24 protein-coding genes are annotated in these 24,045 nt (G+C 28.9%); 3 read left to right on the forward strand and 21 right to left on the reverse strand.

Features of this window, described 5'->3' with window-relative positions; all coding sequences use genetic code 11:
* A partial coding sequence (locus ABWO04_RS03030; protein ID WP_502903961.1) for a 2Fe-2S iron-sulfur cluster-binding protein occupies positions 1–141 on the forward strand: 141 nt, incomplete at its 5' end.
* A 42-nt stretch (positions 142–183) separates the two neighbouring features.
* On the opposite strand, the gene ABWO04_RS03035 is transcribed toward ABWO04_RS03030, so the two are convergent.
* Both ABWO04_RS03035 and ABWO04_RS03040 read right to left on the reverse strand, forming a co-directional pair.
* Positions 184–1,215 carry a glycosyltransferase family 9 protein gene (locus ABWO04_RS03035; protein WP_353077192.1) on the reverse strand — a complete coding sequence of 344 codons (1,032 nt, stop codon included), beginning with the start codon at positions 1,213–1,215 and terminating at the stop codon, positions 184–186.
* Complete coding sequence (locus tag ABWO04_RS03040) at positions 1,216–1,821, reverse strand: DUF4254 domain-containing protein (RefSeq protein ID WP_353077194.1); 606 nt, start codon at positions 1,819–1,821, stop codon at positions 1,216–1,218.
* A 69-nt stretch (positions 1,822–1,890) separates the two neighbouring features.
* Between ABWO04_RS03040 and upp the strand changes: the two genes are divergently transcribed.
* Complete coding sequence (gene upp / locus ABWO04_RS03045) at positions 1,891–2,544, forward strand: uracil phosphoribosyltransferase (protein ID WP_353077195.1); 654 nt, start codon at positions 1,891–1,893, stop codon at positions 2,542–2,544.
* On the opposite strand, the gene ABWO04_RS03050 is transcribed toward upp, so the two are convergent.
* Complete coding sequence (locus ABWO04_RS03050) at positions 2,539–3,465, reverse strand: DUF6427 family protein (RefSeq protein WP_353077197.1); 927 nt, start codon at positions 3,463–3,465, stop codon at positions 2,539–2,541. The genes upp and ABWO04_RS03050 overlap by 6 nt on opposite strands.
* A gap of 44 nt (positions 3,466–3,509) precedes the next feature.
* Here ABWO04_RS03050 and ABWO04_RS03055 point away from each other — a divergent pair, with 44 nt between their 5' ends.
* Positions 3,510–3,743 (forward strand): DUF6341 family protein, encoded by a 234-nt coding sequence (locus tag ABWO04_RS03055; RefSeq protein WP_353077199.1) that lies wholly within the window; start codon positions 3,510–3,512, stop codon positions 3,741–3,743.
* Positions 3,744–3,761: 18 nt separating this feature from the next.
* Here the strand turns inward: ABWO04_RS03055 and purD are convergent, their stop codons facing one another.
* The 18 genes from purD to ABWO04_RS03145 form a co-directional block, all read right to left on the reverse strand.
* Positions 3,762–5,033, reverse strand: a complete 1,272-nt coding sequence (purD, locus tag ABWO04_RS03060; RefSeq protein ID WP_353077201.1) for a phosphoribosylamine--glycine ligase — start codon at positions 5,031–5,033, stop codon at positions 3,762–3,764.
* Positions 5,034–5,131: 98 nt separating this feature from the next.
* The gene (locus ABWO04_RS03065; RefSeq protein WP_353077203.1) at positions 5,132–6,484 is read right to left on the reverse strand and encodes an exopolysaccharide biosynthesis polyprenyl glycosylphosphotransferase; all 1,353 of its coding nucleotides are present in this window, start codon (positions 6,482–6,484) and stop codon (positions 5,132–5,134) included.
* Position 6,485: 1 nt separating this feature from the next.
* A complete protein-coding gene (locus ABWO04_RS03070) occupies positions 6,486–7,469 on the reverse strand; it encodes a UDP-glucuronic acid decarboxylase family protein (protein ID WP_353077205.1) in 984 nt (327 codons plus the stop codon).
* A gap of 7 nt (positions 7,470–7,476) precedes the next feature.
* On the reverse strand, positions 7,477–8,808 hold the full coding sequence (locus tag ABWO04_RS03075; protein ID WP_353077206.1) for an O-antigen ligase family protein: 1,332 nt from the start codon (positions 8,806–8,808) through the stop codon (positions 7,477–7,479).
* Positions 8,741–9,856, reverse strand: coding sequence for a DUF1972 domain-containing protein (locus ABWO04_RS03080; protein WP_353077208.1), 1,116 nt, complete (start codon positions 9,854–9,856; stop codon positions 8,741–8,743). Before ABWO04_RS03080 ends, ABWO04_RS03075 begins: the two co-directional genes overlap by 68 nt.
* Before the next feature lie 42 nt (positions 9,857–9,898).
* Positions 9,899–11,011, reverse strand: coding sequence for a glycosyltransferase family 4 protein (locus tag ABWO04_RS03085; protein WP_353077210.1), 1,113 nt, complete (start codon positions 11,009–11,011; stop codon positions 9,899–9,901).
* Positions 11,001–12,248, reverse strand: coding sequence for a hypothetical protein (locus ABWO04_RS03090; RefSeq protein ID WP_353077212.1), 1,248 nt, complete (start codon positions 12,246–12,248; stop codon positions 11,001–11,003). Before ABWO04_RS03090 ends, ABWO04_RS03085 begins: the two co-directional genes overlap by 11 nt.
* A gap of 19 nt (positions 12,249–12,267) precedes the next feature.
* Positions 12,268–13,542 (reverse strand): oligosaccharide flippase family protein, encoded by a 1,275-nt coding sequence (locus ABWO04_RS03095; RefSeq protein WP_353077214.1) that lies wholly within the window; start codon positions 13,540–13,542, stop codon positions 12,268–12,270.
* Between the two features lie 4 nt (positions 13,543–13,546).
* A complete protein-coding gene (locus tag ABWO04_RS03100) occupies positions 13,547–14,362 on the reverse strand; it encodes an FkbM family methyltransferase (RefSeq protein WP_353077216.1) in 816 nt (271 codons plus the stop codon).
* A 74-nt stretch (positions 14,363–14,436) separates the two neighbouring features.
* Positions 14,437–14,985: a hypothetical protein gene (locus ABWO04_RS03105; protein WP_353077218.1), complete on the reverse strand. Its 549-nt coding sequence runs from the start codon at positions 14,983–14,985 to the stop codon at positions 14,437–14,439.
* A gap of 56 nt (positions 14,986–15,041) precedes the next feature.
* Complete coding sequence (locus ABWO04_RS03110; protein ID WP_353077220.1) at positions 15,042–15,785, reverse strand: glycosyltransferase; 744 nt, start codon at positions 15,783–15,785, stop codon at positions 15,042–15,044.
* 3 nt (positions 15,786–15,788) lie between these two features.
* Positions 15,789–16,853, reverse strand: coding sequence for an NAD-dependent epimerase/dehydratase family protein (locus tag ABWO04_RS03115; protein WP_353077222.1), 1,065 nt, complete (start codon positions 16,851–16,853; stop codon positions 15,789–15,791).
* Positions 16,853–18,766: a hypothetical protein gene (locus ABWO04_RS03120; protein ID WP_353077223.1), complete on the reverse strand. Its 1,914-nt coding sequence runs from the start codon at positions 18,764–18,766 to the stop codon at positions 16,853–16,855. The genes ABWO04_RS03115 and ABWO04_RS03120 overlap by 1 nt, the downstream gene beginning before the upstream one ends.
* 1 nt (position 18,767) lies before the next feature.
* Positions 18,768–19,829: an NAD-dependent epimerase/dehydratase family protein gene (locus ABWO04_RS03125; protein ID WP_353077225.1), complete on the reverse strand. Its 1,062-nt coding sequence runs from the start codon at positions 19,827–19,829 to the stop codon at positions 18,768–18,770.
* Between the two features lie 22 nt (positions 19,830–19,851).
* Positions 19,852–20,976, reverse strand: a complete 1,125-nt coding sequence (gene rffA / locus ABWO04_RS03130; RefSeq protein WP_353077227.1) for a dTDP-4-amino-4,6-dideoxygalactose transaminase — start codon at positions 20,974–20,976, stop codon at positions 19,852–19,854.
* The gene (locus ABWO04_RS03135) at positions 20,973–22,445 is read right to left on the reverse strand and encodes a glycosyltransferase family 39 protein (protein ID WP_353077229.1); all 1,473 of its coding nucleotides are present in this window, start codon (positions 22,443–22,445) and stop codon (positions 20,973–20,975) included. The genes rffA and ABWO04_RS03135 overlap by 4 nt, the downstream gene beginning before the upstream one ends.
* 3 nt (positions 22,446–22,448) lie before the next feature.
* Positions 22,449–23,126 carry a GNAT family N-acetyltransferase gene (locus tag ABWO04_RS03140; protein ID WP_353077231.1) on the reverse strand — a complete coding sequence of 226 codons (678 nt, stop codon included), beginning with the start codon at positions 23,124–23,126 and terminating at the stop codon, positions 22,449–22,451.
* Positions 23,111–24,043: a glycosyltransferase family 2 protein gene (locus tag ABWO04_RS03145; RefSeq protein ID WP_353077233.1), complete on the reverse strand. Its 933-nt coding sequence runs from the start codon at positions 24,041–24,043 to the stop codon at positions 23,111–23,113. The genes ABWO04_RS03140 and ABWO04_RS03145 overlap by 16 nt, the downstream gene beginning before the upstream one ends.
* Positions 24,044–24,045: the final 2 nt, after the last annotated feature.

A 24,045-nucleotide genomic window follows, 5' to 3' on the forward strand; every position in this document is an offset into this window, starting at 1 on the left:
ATTTGTCGTGTGACAGAAGGAAGCGCTACGATGAAGAAAAACCAAATTTTAACAGATAATGAAGTAGCTGAAGGATTGGTTTTAGCTTGTCAAGCCGTGCCAACAACCTCTGAAATTAAAATTGATTTTGATGATATTTAATATTTGCAATCCCAAATAGTAAACTCCAAATTCCAATTTTGCTTAGGTAAGATTGGAATTTATTTTTTCAATAACCTGTGAAGGTAAAATCGTTCGCATTGCATTTTCATAGCCTGCTACTTTTTTATTTCCGTACACCGAAGTAGGTAAAAATGGATATTGTTTTCTATCTGAAGTCAGACAAAAATCATCTGGTTGATGGAATGGTTGAAATCCTGCAAAAGGATGTGTAGCGCCCCAAAGTGTAATTACTTTTACGCCCAACATAGCGGCAATATGCGCATTTCCAGAATCCATAGACAACATTACATTTAAATTAGAAATTATGGCTAATTCTTCTTTTAAATTAGTTTTTCCGGCTAAAACAAGTACGTTTTCGTGATTGTTTTTTAACTGATTTAGTTTCTTAATTTCTTCGCTTCCACCTCCAAATAATAAAATTTTATTTGAAGCGTTTTTGGCTAATTCATCTATTACTTGTTGCATTAAATCTAACGGATATACTTTGCTTTCGTATTGAGCAAAAGGTGCTATTCCTATCCAATTTTCTTCTTTTGTCCCAGTAATATTTATTATTTCGTCAGATAAAATAGATTTTTCTGGAAATGTAGGTGATTCTAAATGTAAAGGAAATCCTAATTTTTCAAACAAATCGCAATGTCTTTCAAACATTGTTTTTGTTGGAGAAATAGTTTTAATGGCTAATTTTGTAAGAGATTTTTTGTCTTGTCTGCCTTTATCTGTAGCGGCAACTTTTTTGCCATTCAAAGCAAAAAGTGTTCTAATAATTTTCGATCGTAACACGTTGTGTAAATCGGCAACGGCGTCAATATTCAGTTTTCGTAAATCGGAAAACAAACGCAAAAGTCCTAAAAAACCTTTATGTCTTACTTTTAAATCAATTGGAAAAAAAGTTATGTTTTCAATATCATCGAAAAAAGGTTTGAAAAACGGACGAGAAACAACTGTAATTTTTACGTTGGGATATTGCAAAGAAAAAGCTCTCAGTACAGGAACTGTCATAGCAACATCGCCCATAGCTGAAAGCCGAATAACTAAAATGTGTGAAGACATTTATTTTTTATTTTGATACAAAACTGGATTCAAATCAGCGTCATTGTACATTTTCATTTGTTTGTACACCTTCATAAATTTATCGCCGTTTTCAATATCTTCCACTAATTGACTAATGGAAATAAACATATCGTTTTTTTGATCTAACAATACATTTAATTTTTCTTGACATTTTGCTCGGTGTTCAGCCGTGGCTTCTTCGCGAGTAGCTTCTTCATTCATGTGGTAAATTTTCAAAGCTAAAATTGATAATCTATCAATAGCCCAAGCTGGACTTTCAGTATTAATTCTTGCATTTGGTTTCACTAGAACGTGTGCGTATTTTTGTAAAAAATAACCATCAATATATTCTACCATATCGGTTCTGACTTGGTTAGAGGCATCAATTTTTCGTTTTAAATCTAACGCTGCAACCGGATCAATGTTTGGATCGCGCACAATATCTTCATAATGCCATTGCACCGTATCTACCCAGTTTTTAGCATATAATAAGTGTTCAACTGAACCTTTTTCGTACGGATTCAATACCGGCTGATACACGTCATCGATAATATGATACTCTCTTATAGCTTGTTCAAAAATAGGAAAGGCAAATTCTGCAAACATAGTTTCTAATTTAATTTACAAAAATAAGGATTTTTTGTACTTTTAACCATAAATTACAAATTATCTCACATGAACATTCATTATATTTCCGAAGAAAACAGTGTTTTAAATCATTTTTTGAGCCAACTTAGAGAGGTAACCATTCAGAAAGACAGCATGCGATTCAGAAGAAATATGGAACGTATTGGCGAAATCATGGCGTATGAGATTAGTAAAAAACTAACATATAGTGACATCGCTATTACTACTCCGTTAGGTGTTAAAAACACTACAAAAATTGCAGAAGAAGTAGTATTGTGTTCCATTTTAAGAGCTGGATTGACACTTCATCAAGGGTTTTTAAATTATTTTGATGCAGCCGAAAATGGTTTTATTTCAGCTTACAGAAATCATTATAATTCGGATGAAAATTTCGATATTTTAGTAGAATACCAAGCCTTGCCAAACATAAATGATAAAACGTTAATTTTAGTAGACCCGATGTTAGCAACTGGGCAGTCATTAGTGGCGGTTTTAAACAAAATTTTAGCCACGCATCAGCCAAAAGAAATCCATATTGCTGTAGTTATCGCTGCGCCTGAAGGCATAAAATATGTGTCAGAAAATCTTCCAAAAAACTGCCATTTATGGGTCGCTTCATTAGATGAAAAATTAAATGAAAAAAACTATATTGTCCCAGGTTTAGGTGATGCCGGCGATTTGGCCTATGGAACTAAATTATAATTGAACAAAAAAGAAAAACATACCTACGCCCAACAATAAATATAAAGAGACTTCCTTATAAATAGAATTTTCCATTTTTTCGAACATATTTGCCCCTAAGATAGACAACGGCGCAAAAGAATAAAGTAGCAAATCATTTGATTTATTAGCTGAAAAAACATAAATCCCAATAGATAAAATAAATGCAAAATATATTTGCTTGTACGACGATTGCATGTTTAATGGTTTGTTTTGATAATCTATAGTTTGAGAGGCAAAAAACAAAACAGAAATAGAGACAAATGCAGCTAAAGTCATATTTTCATAACTATTTTTAAAATCGAAAAAATTAAAACTGACTTCAAAAACGTCTTTATTTATGGAATAATTATCATACAAAATTAAACTTGTAGAGATGTATAAAATCCAAACACAAAAAAAGGAAACAAAAGGCAATATCCAGTTTTTGTAATCCTTTCCAGAGTGGAACACAATAGAAATAAAAACTAAAACAATATACAAAATACTCCAAAAGTGAAAAATAGCGGATAAAAATATCCAAAAAGAAGCGTCAAATATTTTTTCTTTTGATGAACTTAATGTTTTTAAAGAAATTAACCTTCGTAACGCTAACAACAAAAACACATTTGATACTACAATTTTACTGTCGTTTAATACCGAAGGAAATAATAATATAAATACTAAATAAAGCAGAATAGCATAATTATCATTTTGAGTTAGTGCATTTTTAAGTGAAATAAAGTTTACTAAAAAGAAAGAAAAGAAAACCAATAATAAAACGCCAAATTTTGAAAACAGCGTATTTGTATTAAAACTTTCGTTTGGAACTTGTATTTGATACAAAAAAAAGCAAAAAAACAGCATTATAAAGATAAATGCGTAATTAATTGGTCGAGTTTTACTAAAAAGACTTGCAATCATAAAGATATTTTATATTTTTGTAGTGTAAATATAATAATAAAAAAATGAAAGCATTTTTCGAAGCAATACAATTTTTATTTGTTGAAGTACTTTTTGTACCAATGGATTTTTTAAGAAGTTTAGAATTAACAAATTGGTGGGGTGCAAATATTATCAATTGGATATTTATATGTATTTGTTGTTATTGGACCTATTATTGGACAAAACAGTTACAGATTTTCAAAAAAACTGGTGCTGACGAACAAGATACTACCGCACATTCTTTCTTAACAAAATAATAAAAAGAATTGGTTCGATTATAAATCGAACCCTATGTCTTTTCTATAATTCATCTTATCAAACTTTAGATTTTCTATGGTTTGATAAGATTTTTTTGTTGCTGTTGAAAAAGTATCTCCAAATGAGGTAACAGCTAAAACACGCCCTCCGTTTGATACAATTTTTCCGTTTTCTTCTTTGGTTCCTGCATGAAAAATTAAAGATTCAGTTTTAGTATCTAATCCGAAAATTTCTTTTCCTTTTTCAAACTCTTCCGGATATCCTCCAGAAACTACTACAATCGTAGCGGCTGTTTTTGAGTCAATATCTAAATTAAAATCAATAAGTTTTTCAGATGCTACTGCTTCAAAAAGTGCTACTAAATCGCTTTTTATTCTTGGGATAACCACTTCTGTTTCTGGATCACCCATTCTTACGTTATACTCAATTACAAATGGATTGTCTCCCACTTTAATTAAACCTATAAACACAAAACCTTTATATTCTATATTGTCGTTTTTTAAACCCTGAATTGTAGGAATTACAATTTGCGATTCGATTTTTTGCATTAATGCGGCATCTGCAAACGGAACTGGAGAAATAGCACCCATTCCGCCTGTGTTCAGTCCAGTGTCGCCTTCCCCGATTCTTTTGTAATCTTTTGCGGTAGGTAAAATTTTATAATTTTTTCCGTCAGTTAACACAAAACAACTTAACTCAATTCCGTCTAAAAACTCTTCAATTACAACTTTTGCACTTGCGGTACCAAATTTTGCATCAACAAGCATGGCTTTTAATTCATTTTTAGCCTCTTGTAAGTCATTAAGGATTACAACACCTTTTCCAGCAGCTAAACCATCTGCTTTTAATACATATGGCGGAGATAATGTTTCTAAAAAAGCATATCCTTTTTCAACTGTTTCAGAAGTAAAACTTTCATACTTAGCCGTTGGAATGTTGTTTTTAACTAAAAATTCTTTGGCAAATTCTTTACTTCCTTCTAATTGCGCACCTAATTTAGAAGGCCCAATTACTGGAATATGTGAAATTTGAGTGTCGTTTTTAAAGAAATCATAAATACCATTTACTAATGGATCTTCTGGTCCTACAACAACCATTTTTATAGTATTTTCCAAAACAAATTGTTTGATTGTTTCAAAATCGTTTGGATTAACTGCAATATTTGTTGCGATTTTTGCTGTTCCTGCATTTCCAGGAGCTACAAATAGTTGACTACATAATGCGCTTTGCGTCATTTTCCAAGCAAAAGCGTGTTCTCTTCCGCCAGATCCTAAAAGTAAAATATTCATGATTGTGTGTGTTGTTTTTTATTGGTGCAAAAATAGTCTCTTTTAATTAAAAATAAGATAGATTTAATAAGAAGTTTTTTGGATAAAGTACCAGGAAATTAATACGCTTTTTCTTCACCACTTATGACATTGATTACCGTTTTATATATAATTCTTAAATCCAATAAAATTGACCAATTTTCAATATAAAAAATATCAAACTTTACCCGGTTTACAATATCTTTTTCGTTTTCGACTTCGCCTCTGCATCCGTTTATTTGTGCCAAACCTGTAATGCCTGGTTTAATAAAATGTCGAACCATAAACTTATCTACGCTTTTAGCATACATTTCTGTATGACTAACCATGTGTGGTCTTGGTCCTACGACAGACATATCGCCTAATATTACGTTAAAAAACTGTGGTAATTCATCAAGACTAAACTTTCGTAATATTTTTCCGAATTTAGTAACTCGTGGGTCATTTTTTTGAACTTGTTCCAAATCAGCTTCAGAATTTAATCGCATAGATCTAAATTTATAACAATAAAATTCTTTGTAATTCAGTCCATTTCTTCTTTGTTTAAAAAAAACAGGCCCTCTTGATTCTAATTTAATTAATAATCCCAATATTGGGGTTAACCAAGATAATACTGTTAAAATTACAAACAACGAAAATACTACATCAAAAAAATGTTTTAATCTGGTGTTAATTTCTTTATCTAAAGGTATGGTTCTTAAAGAGATTATAGGTAAATAACCATAGTATTCCACTGCTAAATTTCTTAACATTCTGTTTTTACTATCAGGTAATAATTTTATAGTTTTAAGATTATTATCCGCAAAGTGAATTAGACCGTCTAAATCAGTACTATTAAGCGTGTTTAAAGATCCATAAATTTCATCTACATTATTTTTTGCAACAAATTCATAGCATGCTTTTAACTCATCTTTTTTATTAATTTTTAAAGTAAAAACATTCATTAAATTATACCCATAATTAGGATTAGTTGTAAAAAACAATTTTAATTCTTCTACGTCTTTTCCGTTTCCTAAAATAATAACATTTCTTATGTTTCCTCTATATAATAATCGATATTTTTTTAATAGAAAAAATATTGAAAATTTAATAAATCCTACAGAAACAAAACAAGAAATAATATAACTCCAAACTTCATTAGGAGTTACATATTTATATTTATAACCAACGTATGCGAAAGTAATTAAACTTATAAAAATAAATTGCTTTATTAATTTTCCAAAGATTGTAATTTCTTTTGTAAACCTGTATACTTCGTAATATCCTGAATAATAAGAAATAATTATCCAAGATAATGATAATATTGTATGGTAACCAAAATTACTCATAGCCGACCGAAGACACACTAAAATTAATAGATTTATTAATAATAAATCTATAAAAGTAATTAGTGGCCTAATAAATCCTGAATATCTTCCTGTTTTTGGCTTCAATCTAATAAATGTATTTTGAAAAATCTTTGTGTTCTTCTTTTGCTAATTCTTCATGAGAAAGCGATTTAAAATACTCGAAAGTTAATTTCATTCCTTCTTCTCTTTTTACTTTAGCTGTCCATCCTAAAATTTCTTTAGCCTTTGTAATATCAGGCTGTCGTTGCATTGGGTCATTTACTGGTAAATCCTTATAAACAACTTTCTGTTTTGTTCCTGTTAGTTTGATTATTTCTTCTGCAAAATCAGAAATAGTAATTTCATCCGGATTTCCAATATTTACTGGCAAATGGTAATCAGAAAGTAATAATCTATAAATACCTTCAACTTGATCTGTAACGTAACAGAAAGACCTAGTTTGGCTTCCATCTCCAAAAATTGTTAAATCTTCACCACGAAGGGCTTGACCAATAAATGCAGGAATAACTCGTCCGTCATTTAATCGCATTCTTGGTCCGTATGTGTTAAAAATACGAACGATTCTGGTTTCTACTCCATGAAAAGTATGATATGCCATTGTAATAGATTCTTGAAAACGTTTGGCTTCATCATAAACGCCACGAGGCCCGATTGTGTTTACGTTCCCATAATACTCTTCTGTTTGAGGATGCACCAAGGGGTCGCCATAGACCTCAGAAGTAGAGGCAATAAGAATTCTTGCATTCTTGACCCTTGCTAAACCTAATAAATTATGTGTTCCTAAAGAACCTACTTTTAAAGTTTGAATGGGTATTTTTAAATAATCAATAGGGCTTGCAGGCGAAGCAAAATGAAGTATATAATCTAAATCACCCGGAACATGAACAAATTTAGTAATATCATGATGATAAAACTCAAAATTTTTCTCTTTAAATAAGTGCTCAATATTTTTTAAATCGCCTGTAATTAAATTATCCATTCCCATTACAAAATAGCCTTCTGCTAAAAAGCGATCGCATAAATGAGAACCTAAAAATCCTGCAGCTCCTGTAATTAATATTCTTTTCATTAAATTTTTAGATTTTTAAGATGTTTTTATCTTCTCTAATGTGAAACAAACAATATAATGATATAAAAAACAACACCCCTTTTTGTCTCCATAAAAATGACTCTGTCAAAAATAAGCTTATCATTAGAACTGCAAAAGAAATATGTATAAAATTTTTATGTTTCATAGCGGTTTTAATGTTTATGATTAATATTGCAATTAATATTAAAAAGCCTATAAACCCAAGTTCGGCAAAATTTTGAACATATTGATTGTGAAAATTAAATGATCCATATCCTGGATAAAGATTGTATTTAATTTCCTTTTCTTTAAGTTTTTCTTGAGAAGCATTAAGGCCTAAGCCTTTCCAGAAAAGAGGTTCTTCACTAAAAATCTCCACAAACATTCGAAATTGATACACCCTAAAAGCAGTGCCGGGAAAATAATCTCCAGGTGAAAATTTCTCATTGTTCCACGCTTCGTAGATACTTACGTAGTTAACCCCTTCATCTGCCTCATTATATACGTTATGGCTTACGCTGTTTTTTGTGTTGGATTGAAATTCAACTAAAAATCTGTTTTTTATTTTACTAAAACTGAATACCGATACAATAATTGCTATAAAAATAATTAAATTTCTCAATCGCATTTTGTTTGATGATTTTGAAAAATAAAAAAAATGTAGTCCAACTAGAAACACAAACACAATAATTATATTTTTAGAAGACAGTAAAAAAATAAATCCAAAAAGAATAGAAGCACATATAATATCTATTTTGTTTTTGATTTCTTTATTCAAGAAGTAAAAAAAGGCTACAGCCATGTATACGGATACATGTATGGCGTTTAATAATTTTGGAACTAATCCATAATCATCATCATAATCTCCATGATAGAAAAATACTCTTTGATCTGCAGTAATAATATATCTAATTAATGCTCTTAAGAGAAAAAAACCAGCATAAAACACCATAGCATAGCTATAATATTTTAGCAATTTATAAACTTGATTTTTATTGAACGGCTTCATAATTAAAAACGAAACCGGAATAAAAAATAATGTAATTTCTTTAAAAATTGCCGGAGTTGTAGCTGCTTTATCAATTGACCAAAAATATGAACACGCCATCCAAATAAATAATAGTATTGGAAATATAAACGCGCTTTGAAATGTAATTTTGTTTATTCTATTAAAAAATAAAACAGAAAATATAAAAATTGCCGTGCTAATAGAATTAATTACCAAAAGTGTTGGTAAAGAAATAAGAAGTAACAAAAAAGGTAAAAATGACTTATTTAGCTTTTGATCTTGAAGTATTTCCTGCCAAGCATTTGTTAAAAAACTGTAAGTATTCTTCATTTATTTTATTCCAATTAAATTTTTCGGCAATAGCGGCATAATTGTTTTTAACAAATTGCAAGTTATCAATTTTTTTTATGGAATCAATTATTTTTTTTACTTCATCTGCAGAAATAAAAAAATAGGCGTTATTTGCTAAAACACCTTTATTAAAATCATTGTTATGAGCGGCTATTAAAGCTTGGGAGCCCATTGCTTCTAATAAAGAAGGATTTGTGCCGCCAACCGTGTGCCCGTGAAAATATAAGTTTGAAAAATATCTTAAATTATCTAAATGATTTAGGTTGTAAATTGCGCCTAAAAACTTTATTTTTTTACAAGTTTCAAATTTAGTTTTTAGGTAGTCGCCGTATTTTGTATTGTGATTTCCAATGACTAAAATTTGATGTTCACATTTGCTATCTATAACACCTTGCAAAACCATTTCTAAATTATTTTCAGGTTCAAAACGTGCCATTATCATGTTGAAATGATATTTTTCAACCTGATATTTTTCTAATATATTTTCGTTTGCTGTGTTAAAATTATTTGCACCATAAGCAATGTACTCACTCTGCTTGTTATGTGTTTTTAAAAGATACTCTTGAATACCTATGGAATCTGAAATTAAATAATCGCTTTTTCTTGCAGCCCTTTTTTCAGCAATCTTTAAAAGTTTTTGAATGGGTTTACTGTATTTGCTTCGTTTCCATTCTAAACCATCCATATTGGTTATTACAATGCTGTTTTTTGGGTGTAAGTCATACCAAAAAGCGCTACTTGTGTAGCCTAATTGTAAAATAATATCAAAATTTCTTTTTCGAGAATCAAGAATACAATTTAAATCATAAATAAATTGGCCTGCAGTACCGATTTTGTGTTCTGGATCGTAACATTTAATTAAATGTACATTTTGAAACACCGTTTCTTGAAAAGCATGATTGTGAGGCGTATATACAAAAACCGAATGACCCGCTTGTGCGGCATATATTGAAAAGAATTCTGCAAATTGCTCAAATCCTCCATAATTATTGGGTATACCACGGGTTCCTAATATTCCTATTTTCATATAAAGGTAATTATGGCAAAAATAGTGTTTTTAAAAAATATTCTAATTGTTTTTGAAAATATTACTTAAAACTTTTGCTGAAATTATCCAAGAATATTTCGATTTTACTTGTGCTCTAATCTCTTCTTCTACTGAAAAACGTGATAATGCAAAATCTATTTTAAGACTTATATCGTCAATTGAGTTAGGATCAAACAAATAATATTTTAAAAAATCAAATTCTGACATAGCTGTTTTATTTGAACAGATTGTAGGAATGTTAGCAGCGATTGATTCTAATGGCGGTATTCCGAAGCCTTCTGCATAAGAGGGATATACTGAAATAGAAGCTGCCCTGGTTAAGTAAATCAGTTCTTCAAATGTTACTTTTTCTAAAAAAACCACTGTGGCTTTTATTTCAGTTGATAAATCATAAAAATATTTTTCAAATGCTGGGTCTTGAATGTCTTTTGTTCCAATAAAAACCAATTGATACTTTTTAAAATAGCCATTAATTACAAATGATTTAAGTAAATTTAAATGATTTTTTCTAGGTTCTCTTCTGCTTACAAATAAAAAATAATTTTTAATACTATATTTTTCAAAGACAATTTTTTGTATTTCTTTTTTATTGTACGTTTCAAAATAGGCACTATCAACTGCGTTTGGTGAAACTTGAACGTCTTGTATATTAAAATGATACTTTATTCTTTCTTTGGAATAATCTGAAACCGTTAAAACATAATCCGCTTTCTTAGCACTTAAATAAAACAAAATTTTATTTTTTATTCGATACGCTAATGGGAAGAATTTTGGATAATCTAAAAACAGTACGTCATGAATTGTAACTATATATTTACATGTTTTTATGGGTGGTGCAATATATTGAAAGTGCGCAAAATCAATGTCGTGTTTCTTTATTATTGAAGGAATATCGAATAAGAGTCTTTTAAATTTATTTTTAGAAGGGTATTTTAAATAAATGACATTTTCTCTATGGCCAAAAATACTTTTTAAAATATCAGGATTAAATGAAATTAAATAAAACAAAATATTTTCATCCTGAACTAATTCTGAATAAATACCTTTTAAATAAGTTGTAGTGCCTTGTCCTTTTCCGTCAAAAACATGGCAATCCACTAACACTTTCGTTTTATTTGAGTGATTATTTTTCAATCAAATTTGAATTAGATTGTTTTATAATTGTTTCTTTCAATGCAATTAAAAAACCTATTATTATAGCTTTATTGTCCAGTTTCAAATATAATCCTAAAAAAACCCAATTAGAAACAATTAAAAATACGCTTGTTCCAATTAATAAATAATTAATGTATAGCAGTTTAGGATCGTTTGTTTTGGTTTGTTTAAAAAGTAAAACTAAAAATAGTATTAAAAAAACCAATCCAAAAATTCCAGATTTCAAGAAAACAGTCATAAATCCGTTGTGAACATATGGTATAAATTGAACAAACTCACCATCATTTGTAAATACTTTTCTTCCTAAGTTTAAGCGAGATCCTAGCCCTTCGCCAAATAAAATTGCGAATGGTCCTTCTTTAGAAACTTGCTGAACAGTTATTATATTTTCAAACGATCTGTAATTATCATTAAAATCTTTCCAATCATTTTTGTTTATTTTGGTTTTAAATGCTTCTTGTGGGGCAATTTTAATTTTATAAAGAAAAGCATCTAATCCTTTACCTGCTCGCTCTGGATTATAATAAACTATTGCAGAATATGAAATGATCGTTAAACTAAAAAGTGAAAATAAAACAGTAAGGGCTTTTCTTGTCAATTTAAAATAGCCTTTCATTGCTAAAAATAAAATAACAAACTGAATCATATTTGTTCGAGCCGCATAAAGCATGCTCGATAAAACCACAACTATCAAAATATAGTTGATGCGTTTTTTAGAAATCGTAATGTTTAACTCTTTATGAAAAATTAGCAGTATAATAACATAAATTTCATAATCACTGAAATAGCCTCCTTTTTCTCTTAATAAATTAAGATTTAAACTTTTTACTTGTAGAAAAGCAATAAAAATAGTTCCAATGTGGATAATCGCTATAATTAAACCAACATAAATAAAATAATTTAAGCGTAAGGTTTTATCATTTTTAAAAATTTGATATCCCAATAATAATCCAATTATAGGCTTTATCATGTATGTAAAATCTCTAATAAAAAGGAAAAGTTTCGGCTGATAAAATAAGGAAGAAAAAAAGGCAATAATTAAGATTGCAGAAAATGTGGCAACATACTTAAAAATGGTTATAGAATAGTTTTTATTTATCGTTACTAAAAATGTTAAAAACCATACCGAAAACGTTAATTCATAATTTGGGATTAATGAAACAACGATACATATTAAAAATAAAATTTTACTTATAAAATCTTTATCAATTTTCATATTATGAAATAAGTATTACTTATTTTATTAGTTTTTTATTTTCTGTTGACTTTGTAAAGATATAATAAAATAGTATAAATAATAATTCAGCTAAGATTAGAGAAAGAATAATAGCTTTTAATTGAAATTGATTTACAAAAAATACTATAATAATTACATTAACTACAGTAACAAGTATAGTTGTTTTAATGTATTTGGTGTGTTTTTCCTTTATAAACATTAACTGTTCTAAAGGTAAAGAAATAGACATTAATAGCGATACAAATAGTGATATTTTAAATATTGTGCTTAGTTGTGAAATTGCCACGTCTGATAATTGGAAAAAATGAAGTACTTGGTCTGAAAAAATAAAAACAACTAGTAAAAATATAATTATAATTAAAGTAGAAATCAAACTATATTTTTTCCAATAACGCAAGCCTATTTGAGGGTTTTTTATATATTTCAAACAAGCGCTTGGATAAAAAAACTTTAAAAAAACTTGTAAAAAGGTTCTACACAGACTAATGATTTGTTCAATTATTTTATATTGACCAGCACTTGAAAAACCTAAGAAAAAACTTGTTAATACTAGTGGCGATAATTGTCTGACAGATAAAAATAATTGTGAAACACAAAATGAAAAGTCATTTTGAATAATTTTCCTAACCACTAAATAATTTGGCAAAATAATTTGAAAATTATATTTTCTCTTGATGAGTAGTAGTCCAAAAAAATTAAATATAAAAGAACTAATTCCAAGGAAAAAATTTACAAAAATATAATCATCTTTCTGGTTTATTAGATAAAAAACCAGAATAACATAAATGGTTTTTGAAAATATGTTTAAAAAACTAACTAGCTTGAAATTTTCTATTCCTTGAAGGAACCAAACAGGATTAAAAACTTGAGCAAAAACAATAGTTAAGGCAAATAAAAACAAATCTCTTTCATGATTAAAAAAGTCGAAAGTAAAAATAATCCCAAGTGAAATTAGTAGTGTAAATACAAACAGAGTTAACTTTGTAAATATGGTTGTGTTTAAAATCTCTTGTAATTTTATTAAATTATTTCTGTTTTCAGAAACTTCTTTAGTGGCCTTTATGTCAAAAGAATAATCTACAATTAGCATCAAAAATAAGCAAAAGGCAAATGCTAAACCTACTTTTCCAAGTCCAGCTTCATCACAAATTAAAATAATTTTTGGCGCCACTACAAGTGGACTTAGTAGGTTAAAAATTTGTCCAAATCCATAAATAAAAAAGTTAATTTTTTTTTTATCTAAAATGAGTGATGTGAGCTTGTCTTTAATCATGCTATTAAATCCAAAAATGAATTAATACTGGTTTAGGTGTTTGTTCATAAATCCCTTTAACATAATAATTGTATTCAGGAACAAAACTTTTAATTAACTCAATTATTTCTTTAGGATTGTTTTGAGTGTGATATGTAGTTATGGCTATTTTTGGTTTATTGTTTTTAATTGTTTTTTCGGCGCCTTTTAACATATCTAATTCAAAACCTTCGATATCTGCTTTCAAATATGTAATTGGTTGATTTTTGTTGAAAAGAGTGTCTATTTTATTGATGGCTATTTCTTGAGTAGTTGCTTTATTTTCATTAGATATCATTCCTTCTAAAGAATTTTCATCAAAATTAATTGTCCCATCACTATTTCCAACAGCTACATTAAAAATAGTTGTTTTTTCTTTAAAATTAAGAAACGTTTTATGCAAACAGTTACAAAACAATTTACTTGGTTCAATCATATAAATATGTTGACATTTATCAATCACAGAAATGGGTAATAATCCTTCTGCGGTGCCAATATCTAAAATAATTTCGTCGGTATTAATTTCAGTATGTTTTTTTTGATAATAATGCCAATCTTCGGAGTCAAATGATTCTGCAACCACTTGATTTAGCCTTGATATGGGAAATTTAGAAGGCCAAAATAATTTTTTATCTATATTATTAAAAGTAACTTCAAAATCCTCATTCTTAGTGATTTTTTGAATGAATTTTCTTGCAATTATATTTACTTTTGGCTTAAATAGAAACTTAATTAATTCATAAAAACTAATATTGTTTTTATTTATAAAAATCCAAAAAAACAATATTTTAATTCTACGCATAAATAAGTGTTTTGTTAATTAGTACGGCTACTCTTTATATTTCAGAATAGTAGTACTAATTTTTAAAATGTAAACTATTGTTTTATTAATTTTTCAATTTCTGGTTGTAATACCGTTTCATGAGGATATAATGAAGGGTATTGTCTTTTACCATCTACTATTTTTGCAACAATTTTACCCGTTACATGATCAAAAGTACATTTTGAATCATCGGCTCTAAAAAACGACACTAAATTTGGGCACCCTATTGTTTTTGTTTTGCCTTTATAATTCATAGAAACACTATTTAAAACGATATCTTTCTGGTTTTTATTAATCCCGAAATCTAATCTTAATTGTGTTGGGATAACATCTTCTGGTAATGAATATATAACTTTTTGAGAAGACTCTGATCCTTTCACGCTGATCCAAATTGGTTCAATTTTTGTGAAATCTGTAGAACCATCTTCTGTATAAAAAAGACTGAAGTCGTCATTTTCTTTAACAATTACATCTAATGTTACTTTAAAAGAATTGTCAATTACATCTGGTTTTACTATCTCTAAATTATCAACAGATTTTTCATCTTTACAACCAAATATTGTAGTAATAAATAGTAAAATAGCTATAAATTTTGTTTTCATGTTAATTGTTTTTTAGCAAATTTAAAAATGTTATCTTTATACAACGCGTTTTTTCTTTAATTATTGTTTTTTCTTTTAAAATCTCCTCTTGAAAAGTATTTTTCTACGAAACAATATACTAAAATAAAAAAATAACGGCTCCCCATTTCTTTTATTTTAAGTTTAGAAACCCCATATTTTCTATTGGTCCATGAATTTGGGACTATCGTATATGAAAAACCTCGTATTATAGCTTTTAATGGTAATTCGATTGTTAAATTAAAATGAGGAGATAATATTGGCTTTACTCCGTCAATCACTTCCCTTTTATATAATTTAAATGCGTTTGTCGTGTCGTTATAATTAATTTGCATGACAATTCTTATTATCAAATTAGCAATTCTATTTATAATTTTTTTAACCAAAGGATAATCAATAACTTTTCCTCCCTTTATAAATCTACTTCCAAAAACACAATCATAATTTCCATCTACCATTGTGTTATAATATCGAATTAAATCATTTGGAGAATCCGACAAATCAGCCATCATAATCGCAACGCAATCTCCAGAATACCGCTCTAAACCAAAACGCACAGCATATCCAAAGCCATTAGGCCCAAAATTGGTTTCGTATTTAACTGCAGGATATTTTAGTGCTAATTTTTCTAAAACCTTTAATGTTTCATCTTTTGAATTGTCATTCACTATAAAAATTTCATGCTCAATAGTTACTTTTGAAAAGGCCTCTTCAATTTGTTCTATAGTTTCAGAAATCGATTCTTCTTCATTGTATGCAGGTATTACAATACTTAGTTTCATAGACTAATGATTTCTTTTAGACATATTTTCGTATATCTGAGTTAAAATATCATTAATATCATACTTCCAATTCCATCCTGGATAATGTGATTTGAATTTACTTACATCGCTTACCCACCAAATGTGATCTCCAATTCTGTTGGTTTCAGAATATTCATAATTCATTGGTTTTCCTGTAATTTTTTCACACATTTCAATGGCTTCTGCCATAGAGCAGTTAGAATGTCTTCCGCCTCCTGCATTATAGACTTCACCCTGTTGTGGATTTTGATAAAATTGCCAAAACATATTTACTAAATCCCAGCTGTGAATGTTATCTCTAACTTGTTTGCCTTTGTATCCAAAAACGGTATATTTATCTCCTGTAATAGCACATTTCATTAAATAAGAAAGAAAACCATGTAACTGTGTTCCTGAATGATTTGGGCCTGTTAAACAGCCACCTCTGAAAACCCCCGTATTCATTCCAAAATATTTACCATATTCTTGAACCATAACATCCGCGGCTACTTTTGAAGCGCCAAATAAGGAATGTTTCGTATGATCGATACTCATGTTTTCATCAATTCCTTCTTTAAAATAAGGGTGATTTTCATCAATTTCCCAACGTTTGTTTAACTCAATTAAAGGTAAATAATTTGGTGTGTCGCCATATACTTTATTAGTGGACGTAAAAATGAAAACTGCTTTTTCGCAATGCAATCTGGTCATTTCTAACAAATTCAATGTTCCGTTTGCATTTACGGTAAAATCGGTAATTGGTTCATTTGCGGCCCAATCGTGACTGGGTTGTGCAGCAGTATGAACCACCAATTTAATATCAGAATTATATTTTGAAAATATGTTTTCTAACTCCTCAATATTTCGAATATCTGCATGATGATGTTCAAAATTTGGAATCGTATCAATTAATCTTTTGGTATTCCATTCCGTAGAAGCGTCTTCGCCAAAAAATTTGGCTCTCATGTTATTGTCTATTCCAATAACTTTGTCAAATTTTTCTGCAAAAAAACTTACAGATTCGCTTCCAATTAAACCAGAAGAACCGGTGATAATACAAATATTCATTATTGCAGTATTTTATATTCGGTTATTTTTATTTTTTCTTTAAACATTTTGTCATTTAACAATCTGAAACTATAATATTTAACTTTTTGAATAGAATCTGAATCAATATTTTTCATAAAAATTTCGAATTCATCCGTGTTTCTAATGTAGAAAGTTGAAAATATACCAGATTCTAATAGCTTTTTGGACGTTTTGTAATCTAATTTTTTCCCTTTATCTATTTGTATTTCTAATTTTATTTCTGGGCTATTTTTCACAAGAGAATAATATTTTCCAAATATATTATTATATAGTTCAATTTCATAATATATATCTTTTTGAGGAATTAATGGAGAATTATTATACATCGCATATTCTTTTACTTTTTCAAGTTTAATCTGCTTAAAATCTGATTTCTTTTTTAATAATAAGATTTTCTTATTATCAATTATTCCTTTATCTATTAACTCATAATTAAGCTTCAAAGCTAAATTTAATTTAGATTCATCAAACAAAGGATACCTGTTGTCTATCGCTTCAAATTCATAAATAACATATTGTGGCGCATTAGGTGAATTATAATGATTAAAATTTAAATTTTCTAATTCTTTTGTGTAAGTAGTATAACTTTGAAAAACTGGTCTTGGCTTATAATTTAACTTGTTTTCCAAAAGCATCTGAGTGTTCCATGGATACACATCAACAGTTTCATTACCAATTTTTCTAAGAAATGAATCTGGAAGTTTTAAATAATTTTCTTCAAGGTGTAACCCAGAAGTTGAATTAAAGTTATTAAACCCTATAAAATAATCGTTTTTTAATAGTTTTTCTTTAAAGACTATTGTTTTAGATTGGTTATTATTCAAAAAATAAAAAACAATTAAAACATTAAAAACAGTTAAGCCATTTATTAAATAATTTTTTACTGAAGTGTGAAAATCAGAAAAAACAAAAACAAATAATGTATAATAAAGAAAGAATTCCTTGATATGATTTACATCTGCTCTAACAAATGCTTGTTTGTACATTAAATAAAAACTTAAAACAGAAGTTCCAAAAAGAAATAATTTTTCAATAATTTTTAGTTTCTTGTTTAGGTACAGACTTATAATAAATGCAAATAGTGTTATACATGAAATTACTTTTACATAATTTAAACTGTTTTCTATTTGATTATCTAAATACATAATTTCATTGTATCCGGAAACAATTTCTAAAGCTGAAAACACATATTTAAAAAATGAAACATTAAGTAATATTGTTAAAATATATATCAATATGAATGGAATAAAAAATAAACCTAAAAATAATTTATTCGGAATTTTTTTAAGAAATCTGTTATAAATTAGAACACAATAAAATAATGGCAATGCTATTAATCCTGTATTTAATTTAATAAAAACCATTAAAACGGAAATAGAAATTAAAAAAACATAGCTAATTTTCGAGTTGTTTTCTATATTTTCTCTTAACCAAAACATATAAAAAAGTAATAGCACAAATGAATTTGCTATACCAATCCAATCTGGAAAAATTAAAGTAATTGAAACAACCAAAAACAATGTAATAAATAAATTTTTAGTTTGTTTTAACGATAAGTAAAAAACCAAAAACCAATTTACAAACATGAACAAATCAAAAAATAAGAATAAAAACTTACTTTCTCCCCATCCAACTCTTGTACAAAGTTGACCTAAAGGGCCATATGTAAAAGCAATGTCATTTCCCCAAACTAAACCTTTCATTTTTAAATAATTTAACGTAACCGTCCAAGATGGATCAAGTGACATCCAATTATACTGTGATGATTGTATTGGATAAATGTTTAATTCGAAATAATTTGGGAAAAGTAAATAAGCACAAAACAAAGAAATACATATATTTAAATACATTATGTTTTGCTTTGAAAATACTTTTGCTGCTATTTCTTTCATCTTATTTCAAAATTGATTCTAACTGTTTTTCATTTTCTTGAATCCAAAGATAAATATCTTTAAAAATCGTCTCCACTGATTTTTTTGGTTTCCAGCCAATTTCAGTTTCAATTTTTGTGTTATCCGTTATAAAAATTCTTAAATCTGCAGGTCTGGTTTCTGCAACTTCGTCAATTTGAATTTTATTTCCTGTGATTTTTTCACAAATTGCTGTCATTTCTTGTAAAGAAGCACTGTTTTGTAATCCGCCACCTACGTTATAAACTTTGCCCTGAAATTTTTCAATATTATGAATTTGAAAGTCAATTAATTCTACTAAATCATCCACGTGGAGTAAATCTCTAACTTGTTTGCCTTTGCCGCCGTATCCAATATATTTTAACGATTGTTTCCAATAATGTTTTGCCATCCACAACGTAACAACGCCTTGGTCTGTTTTGCCCATTTGTCTTGGGCCAGCAATAACTCCAAATCTGGTAACTGCTGCTTTTAATCCGTAAAATGCGGCGTATTCATGTATAAATAATTCTGAACTCAATTTAGTAGTTCCATAAAAAGAACGTGCGCCTTCAAGGGATAATTCTTCAGAAATTCCTTTTGAAGAAATTCCTTTTATTTCTTGATTGTCTTTAAATAAAAACTTTGTTGCATCTTCATTAAAAAGTGCGTTTTCAATAGTTTCAATTGGGTATACTCGACTTGTCGATAGAAAAATTAATTTTGCATCATTTTTTATACAAGCATTAAAACAATTGATTGAACCAAATAAATTATTATTAATAACATAGGTTGGTTCAGAATCTAAACCAGCTGTTACAGAAGGTTCTGCAGAAGCTTCAATTAAAACATCAAAATCACCTAACGTTTGTAAATCTTCATTGTTTCTAATGTCTCCATGAATAAATGCAATACCATTCTTTTGAAAATCAACCAAATTCAATTCTGAACCACGTCTTCTTAAATTATCAAAAGCTACTATCTCGTATTCTGGATATTTATTTTTTAATTGTAAACAAAGTGTTGAGCCAACAAATCCTGCTCCTCCTGTGACTATTATTTTCATATGGTTTAATGCAACTTTTTCATTAATCTAAAATTAAATTCTCTACCACTTTTTTCTCATCTAACTCATAAAACAAAGGTAATCGTACTAAGCAATCTGAAAAGCGGTCTGTATTTGCTAACTCTCTACCATCATGTTTTCCGTTATAAAAAGGGCTTGTGTGTAAGCTTATGTAGTGAAAAACAGCCATAATATTATGTGTTTTCAATTGCTCAATAAGTGCCGTACGTTGGTTTAAATCTTTACAAACCAAATAAAACATGTGTGCATTATTTGTGGCGTATTCAGGCAGCCAAGGCAATGCTATTTCGTTTTTTGAAGCCCAACTTTGTAATGTGTTGTAATAGGTGTTCCAAATTTCTTTTCTTCGGGCCTGTATGTTGTCTAAGTTTTCTAATTGCGCCCATAAAAAAGCGGCAATAATTTCAGAAGGTAAAAAAGAACTTCCTACATCAACCCAACCATATTTGTCTACTTCTCCTCTAAAAAAAGCAGAACGATTAGTCCCCTTTTCCCAAATAATTTCTGCTCTGTTAATAAATTGTTCGTCATTTATGGCTAATAAACCTCCTTCTCCTGAAATAATGTTTTTTGTTTCATGAAAAGAAAAAGCAGCTAAATGACCTATGCTTCCCAGTGCTTTTTTTTCACCTTTTTTAGAAATATAATAATTATCTATAGCTTGAGCAGCATCTTCAATCACGTATAAATTATATTTAGTGGCTAGTTGCATAATTTCATCCATATCACAAGCAACTCCTGCATAATGCACAGGAACAATGGCTTTTGTTTTTTGGGTAATTAATGCTTCTAATTTAGAAGTATCCATATTTGGATGATTCGGTAAGCTATCTGCAAAGATGATTTTTGCGCCTCTTAACACAAACGCATTTGCGGTAGAGACAAATGTATAAGACGGCATAATTACTTCGTCTCCTTCTTTCAAATCAATTAAAATAGCAGCCATTTCTAACGCATCCGTACATGAAGTAGTTAACAGGGCTTTTTTAATTTGGTAACGATCTTCAAAAAAAGACTGACACAGCTTTGTGTATTTGCCATTTCCTGAAATTTTTCCTGATTTTACAGCGTCTTCTATATAGCTTGTTTCGTTTCCTGTTAAATAGGGCTTATTAAATGGTATCATCTGCTTTGTTTTTTTAATTCATAATACGTTGCCCATGCACGGTAGCCTTTATATTGCTTTTTAATTACGAAATGTTTATTTAAAAATTCTGAAGTTGGTTTGTTTACAGAATCAAACCGTTTAAAAGCATCAATATACCAAAAAGAAGTCATCTTACTTGGATACTTTTTTAGCTGTAAATAAATGTTGTTTAAAGATAAATCTTTTAATTTAATTTTTGTTTGGTCGGGTCTAAAATAAAATTTATACCAATATTCTTGGTTGCTATAGGTAGGTGCGTTTTGTGTATTGTTTGTTTTAACAAAAGTTGCAGCATCTCTGTATTGTGCATGCGTAATGGTCGTATATTGTTTTTTAACAACAAAAAGATGGGCCATCATAAAAAATACCATCACAAACACAGCTATTCCTTTTCCTACAGTCCCTTTTATTGAAGCTATAGCTATGGCTACACATATAAATATAACAGGCAATACACTCACAAAATATCGTGTTAATAAGTAAGATATAGGTCCGTATGACTTTACTGCTAAATAAGAAAATAAGACAAAAAACCAAGTAAATAAAACCAAGAAACCAAAAAATAATTTGTTCTTTATCACTTTGTTGTAGGTCCATTTTCTTGGCTCTTTATTCTTAAAAATTAAAAATAAATAATACACAATAAAAGGAGTAATCAACGCGAGAAGTATTTCTGAATTTCCAAAAAAGTTCTTGAAAATTTTAGCCAACGAATCGTCTTGTGGTGCTGGTGTCCAAAACTTCTTATAGTTTAATAATACTTTTAATTTTTGGTAATTTACAATAAAAGCTCCGAAAATTATAAAGGCCGCTACAGCTCCTTTTTGTATAAAGGCAATCCTTTTGTTTTTTGGTAAAAGAAACAATAAACACAACAAAATTAAGCCTTGTGAAACAACATTTATAGGAGCAAAAAAATTAAAATTTACTAAAAAACCTGTCGTTAAGGCATATAATAAAACGTGTTTCCAAGTTGGCCTTTTGATGTAAATAAGCAGCGTGTAAAATGACAAACAGACAAATAAAAAATAAAGAGAATACGCCCTTGCATCTTGAGAAATATAAATGTGGTAGTTACTAACTGCAACAAATAAAGAGGCAATCAAACCTACTTGTTTGGTATGAATTTTTTTGCCTAGCAAATAAGCCGCATAAACGCCAAAAATTCCAGCAAGTACAGAAACCATTCGGGCAACAAGACTTGAATAACCAAACAGGAAATAAAACCCTTTTACAATTATAAAATATAAAAAAGGGAAGCTTTCTCTAGTAACAATTTCTTTATGAAATTGACTCCATGTTAAATCGGGATTGGTAACCGCCATGGTGAACAATTCGTCTAACCACATAGACTGAAAATCTAAATTATATACGCGAAGCACTGCGGCTAATATCATAATTAATATCAACCATTTATGTTGTGCTGTTTTAGTAACTACCTTGTTCATGAGTTAATTTTTCCAATAATGAGTAATTGTAGTTTGTTCTATAATTTCGTAACCTTGTTTAGTATAAAAATTACAAGCCTGAATATTACTGGTTTGGGTTGGAATTATCAAATTTTTACATTTTTTTTCAACCAAAACACTTTCTAATGTGCAAAGTAGTTTTCTACCTATTCCTTTTCCTTGAACATTAGGGCTCACGGCAATTAGACCTACCGTTGCGTTTTCTTCAGACGCTTTGTACGTAACCATTCCTAAAATAAGATTGTTTTCTCTGTAAACCAAAATGTCGTCTGCAAATTGTTTGTTTAAAGAGTTATCAATCCATAGACGATATAATTCTTTAAATTTTGCTTCGGTAAATTTTGTATCCAATAAAAACCGGCTTTGTTTGCCGCTCTCATAGGCTAATTTGTAAAGATCTTCGATGGTATATGAACAATCAAAAATAGAACAAATAGCCGAGCTAGGGGCTTCAAGCTGCTGTAATTCCTTGCTATATTTAACTTTTTCCTCTGAAAAAAATTTTGTAAAACTCGGTATATTACATTTTGTTCCCTCTTTTGAAAGTACATATAGTAAATCAAAACCAGACACGTCTATAGGTGTTGAAAAAGAATCGAGGGTTAATTCTCCAACATTTAAATTAAAAAAAGCCGAATCCCATTCTAGTTTTTTAAGCATACAATTTCATCAATAATATATACGGGTCTGTTTTTTGTTTGATCAAATATTTTTCCAATGTAAATTCCTGTTACACCAATAGTCGTAATTATAATACCTGATAAAAACCAAATAGAAACTATAATTGATGTATACCCTAATACGGCAATTTCATTATTCATGGCTTGGTATAAATAATACAAACCTATGCTAAAAGAAAGTGCAGAAATTAACATCCCAAATTTGACAAATAATTTTAAGGGTTTGTTTGAAAACGAAATTATAGTATTAAAGGCTAAGCTAATTAATTTTGAAAAACTGTAGGTTGAATTTCCTTCTTCTCTTTGCGCATGTTCCACAGCTATTGATGTAGCGTTATAGCCAACATAATTAATAAAAAGCGGGAAAAATTTAATGCTATCACCCAGCTGCAAAACAGATTGAATGGCTTTTTTATGATAAATACCAAAATTTGCAATTTCATTATCATAAACCGTATCCGTAAAAAAACCGTATATTTTAGAAAACAGCTTAGAAGACATTTTTTTAACATAGCCATCCTCTCTAACGGTTCTTCTGGCTTGGACTACTTCAAAACCTTCAAGCGCCTTTTCAAACAACTTACTTATTTCTTTTGGTTGATCCTGTAAATCACAATCCATTACCACTATCCATTCTCCTTTTGCATGACTTAATCCGGCCATAATAGTAGGGTGTTGACCAAAATTTCTGCTTAAGCGAATGCATTTTACTTCAATGTGTTCCTGAGCTATTTTTTTCATAACCTCCCAAGAATTATCCTTGCTTCTGTCGTCAACTAAAATAATTTCATAAGAAACACCCATTTTTTTAAGCGTGTTTTTTAGTCCCAAAACTAATTTTTCTACTATTTTATCTGACCTATAAACAGGGCTTACAATTGATATAGTTGGGTTCATCT

The organism is Flavobacterium sp., from assembly GCF_040382755.1.
GTDB lineage: Bacteria > Bacteroidota > Bacteroidia > Flavobacteriales > Flavobacteriaceae > Flavobacterium.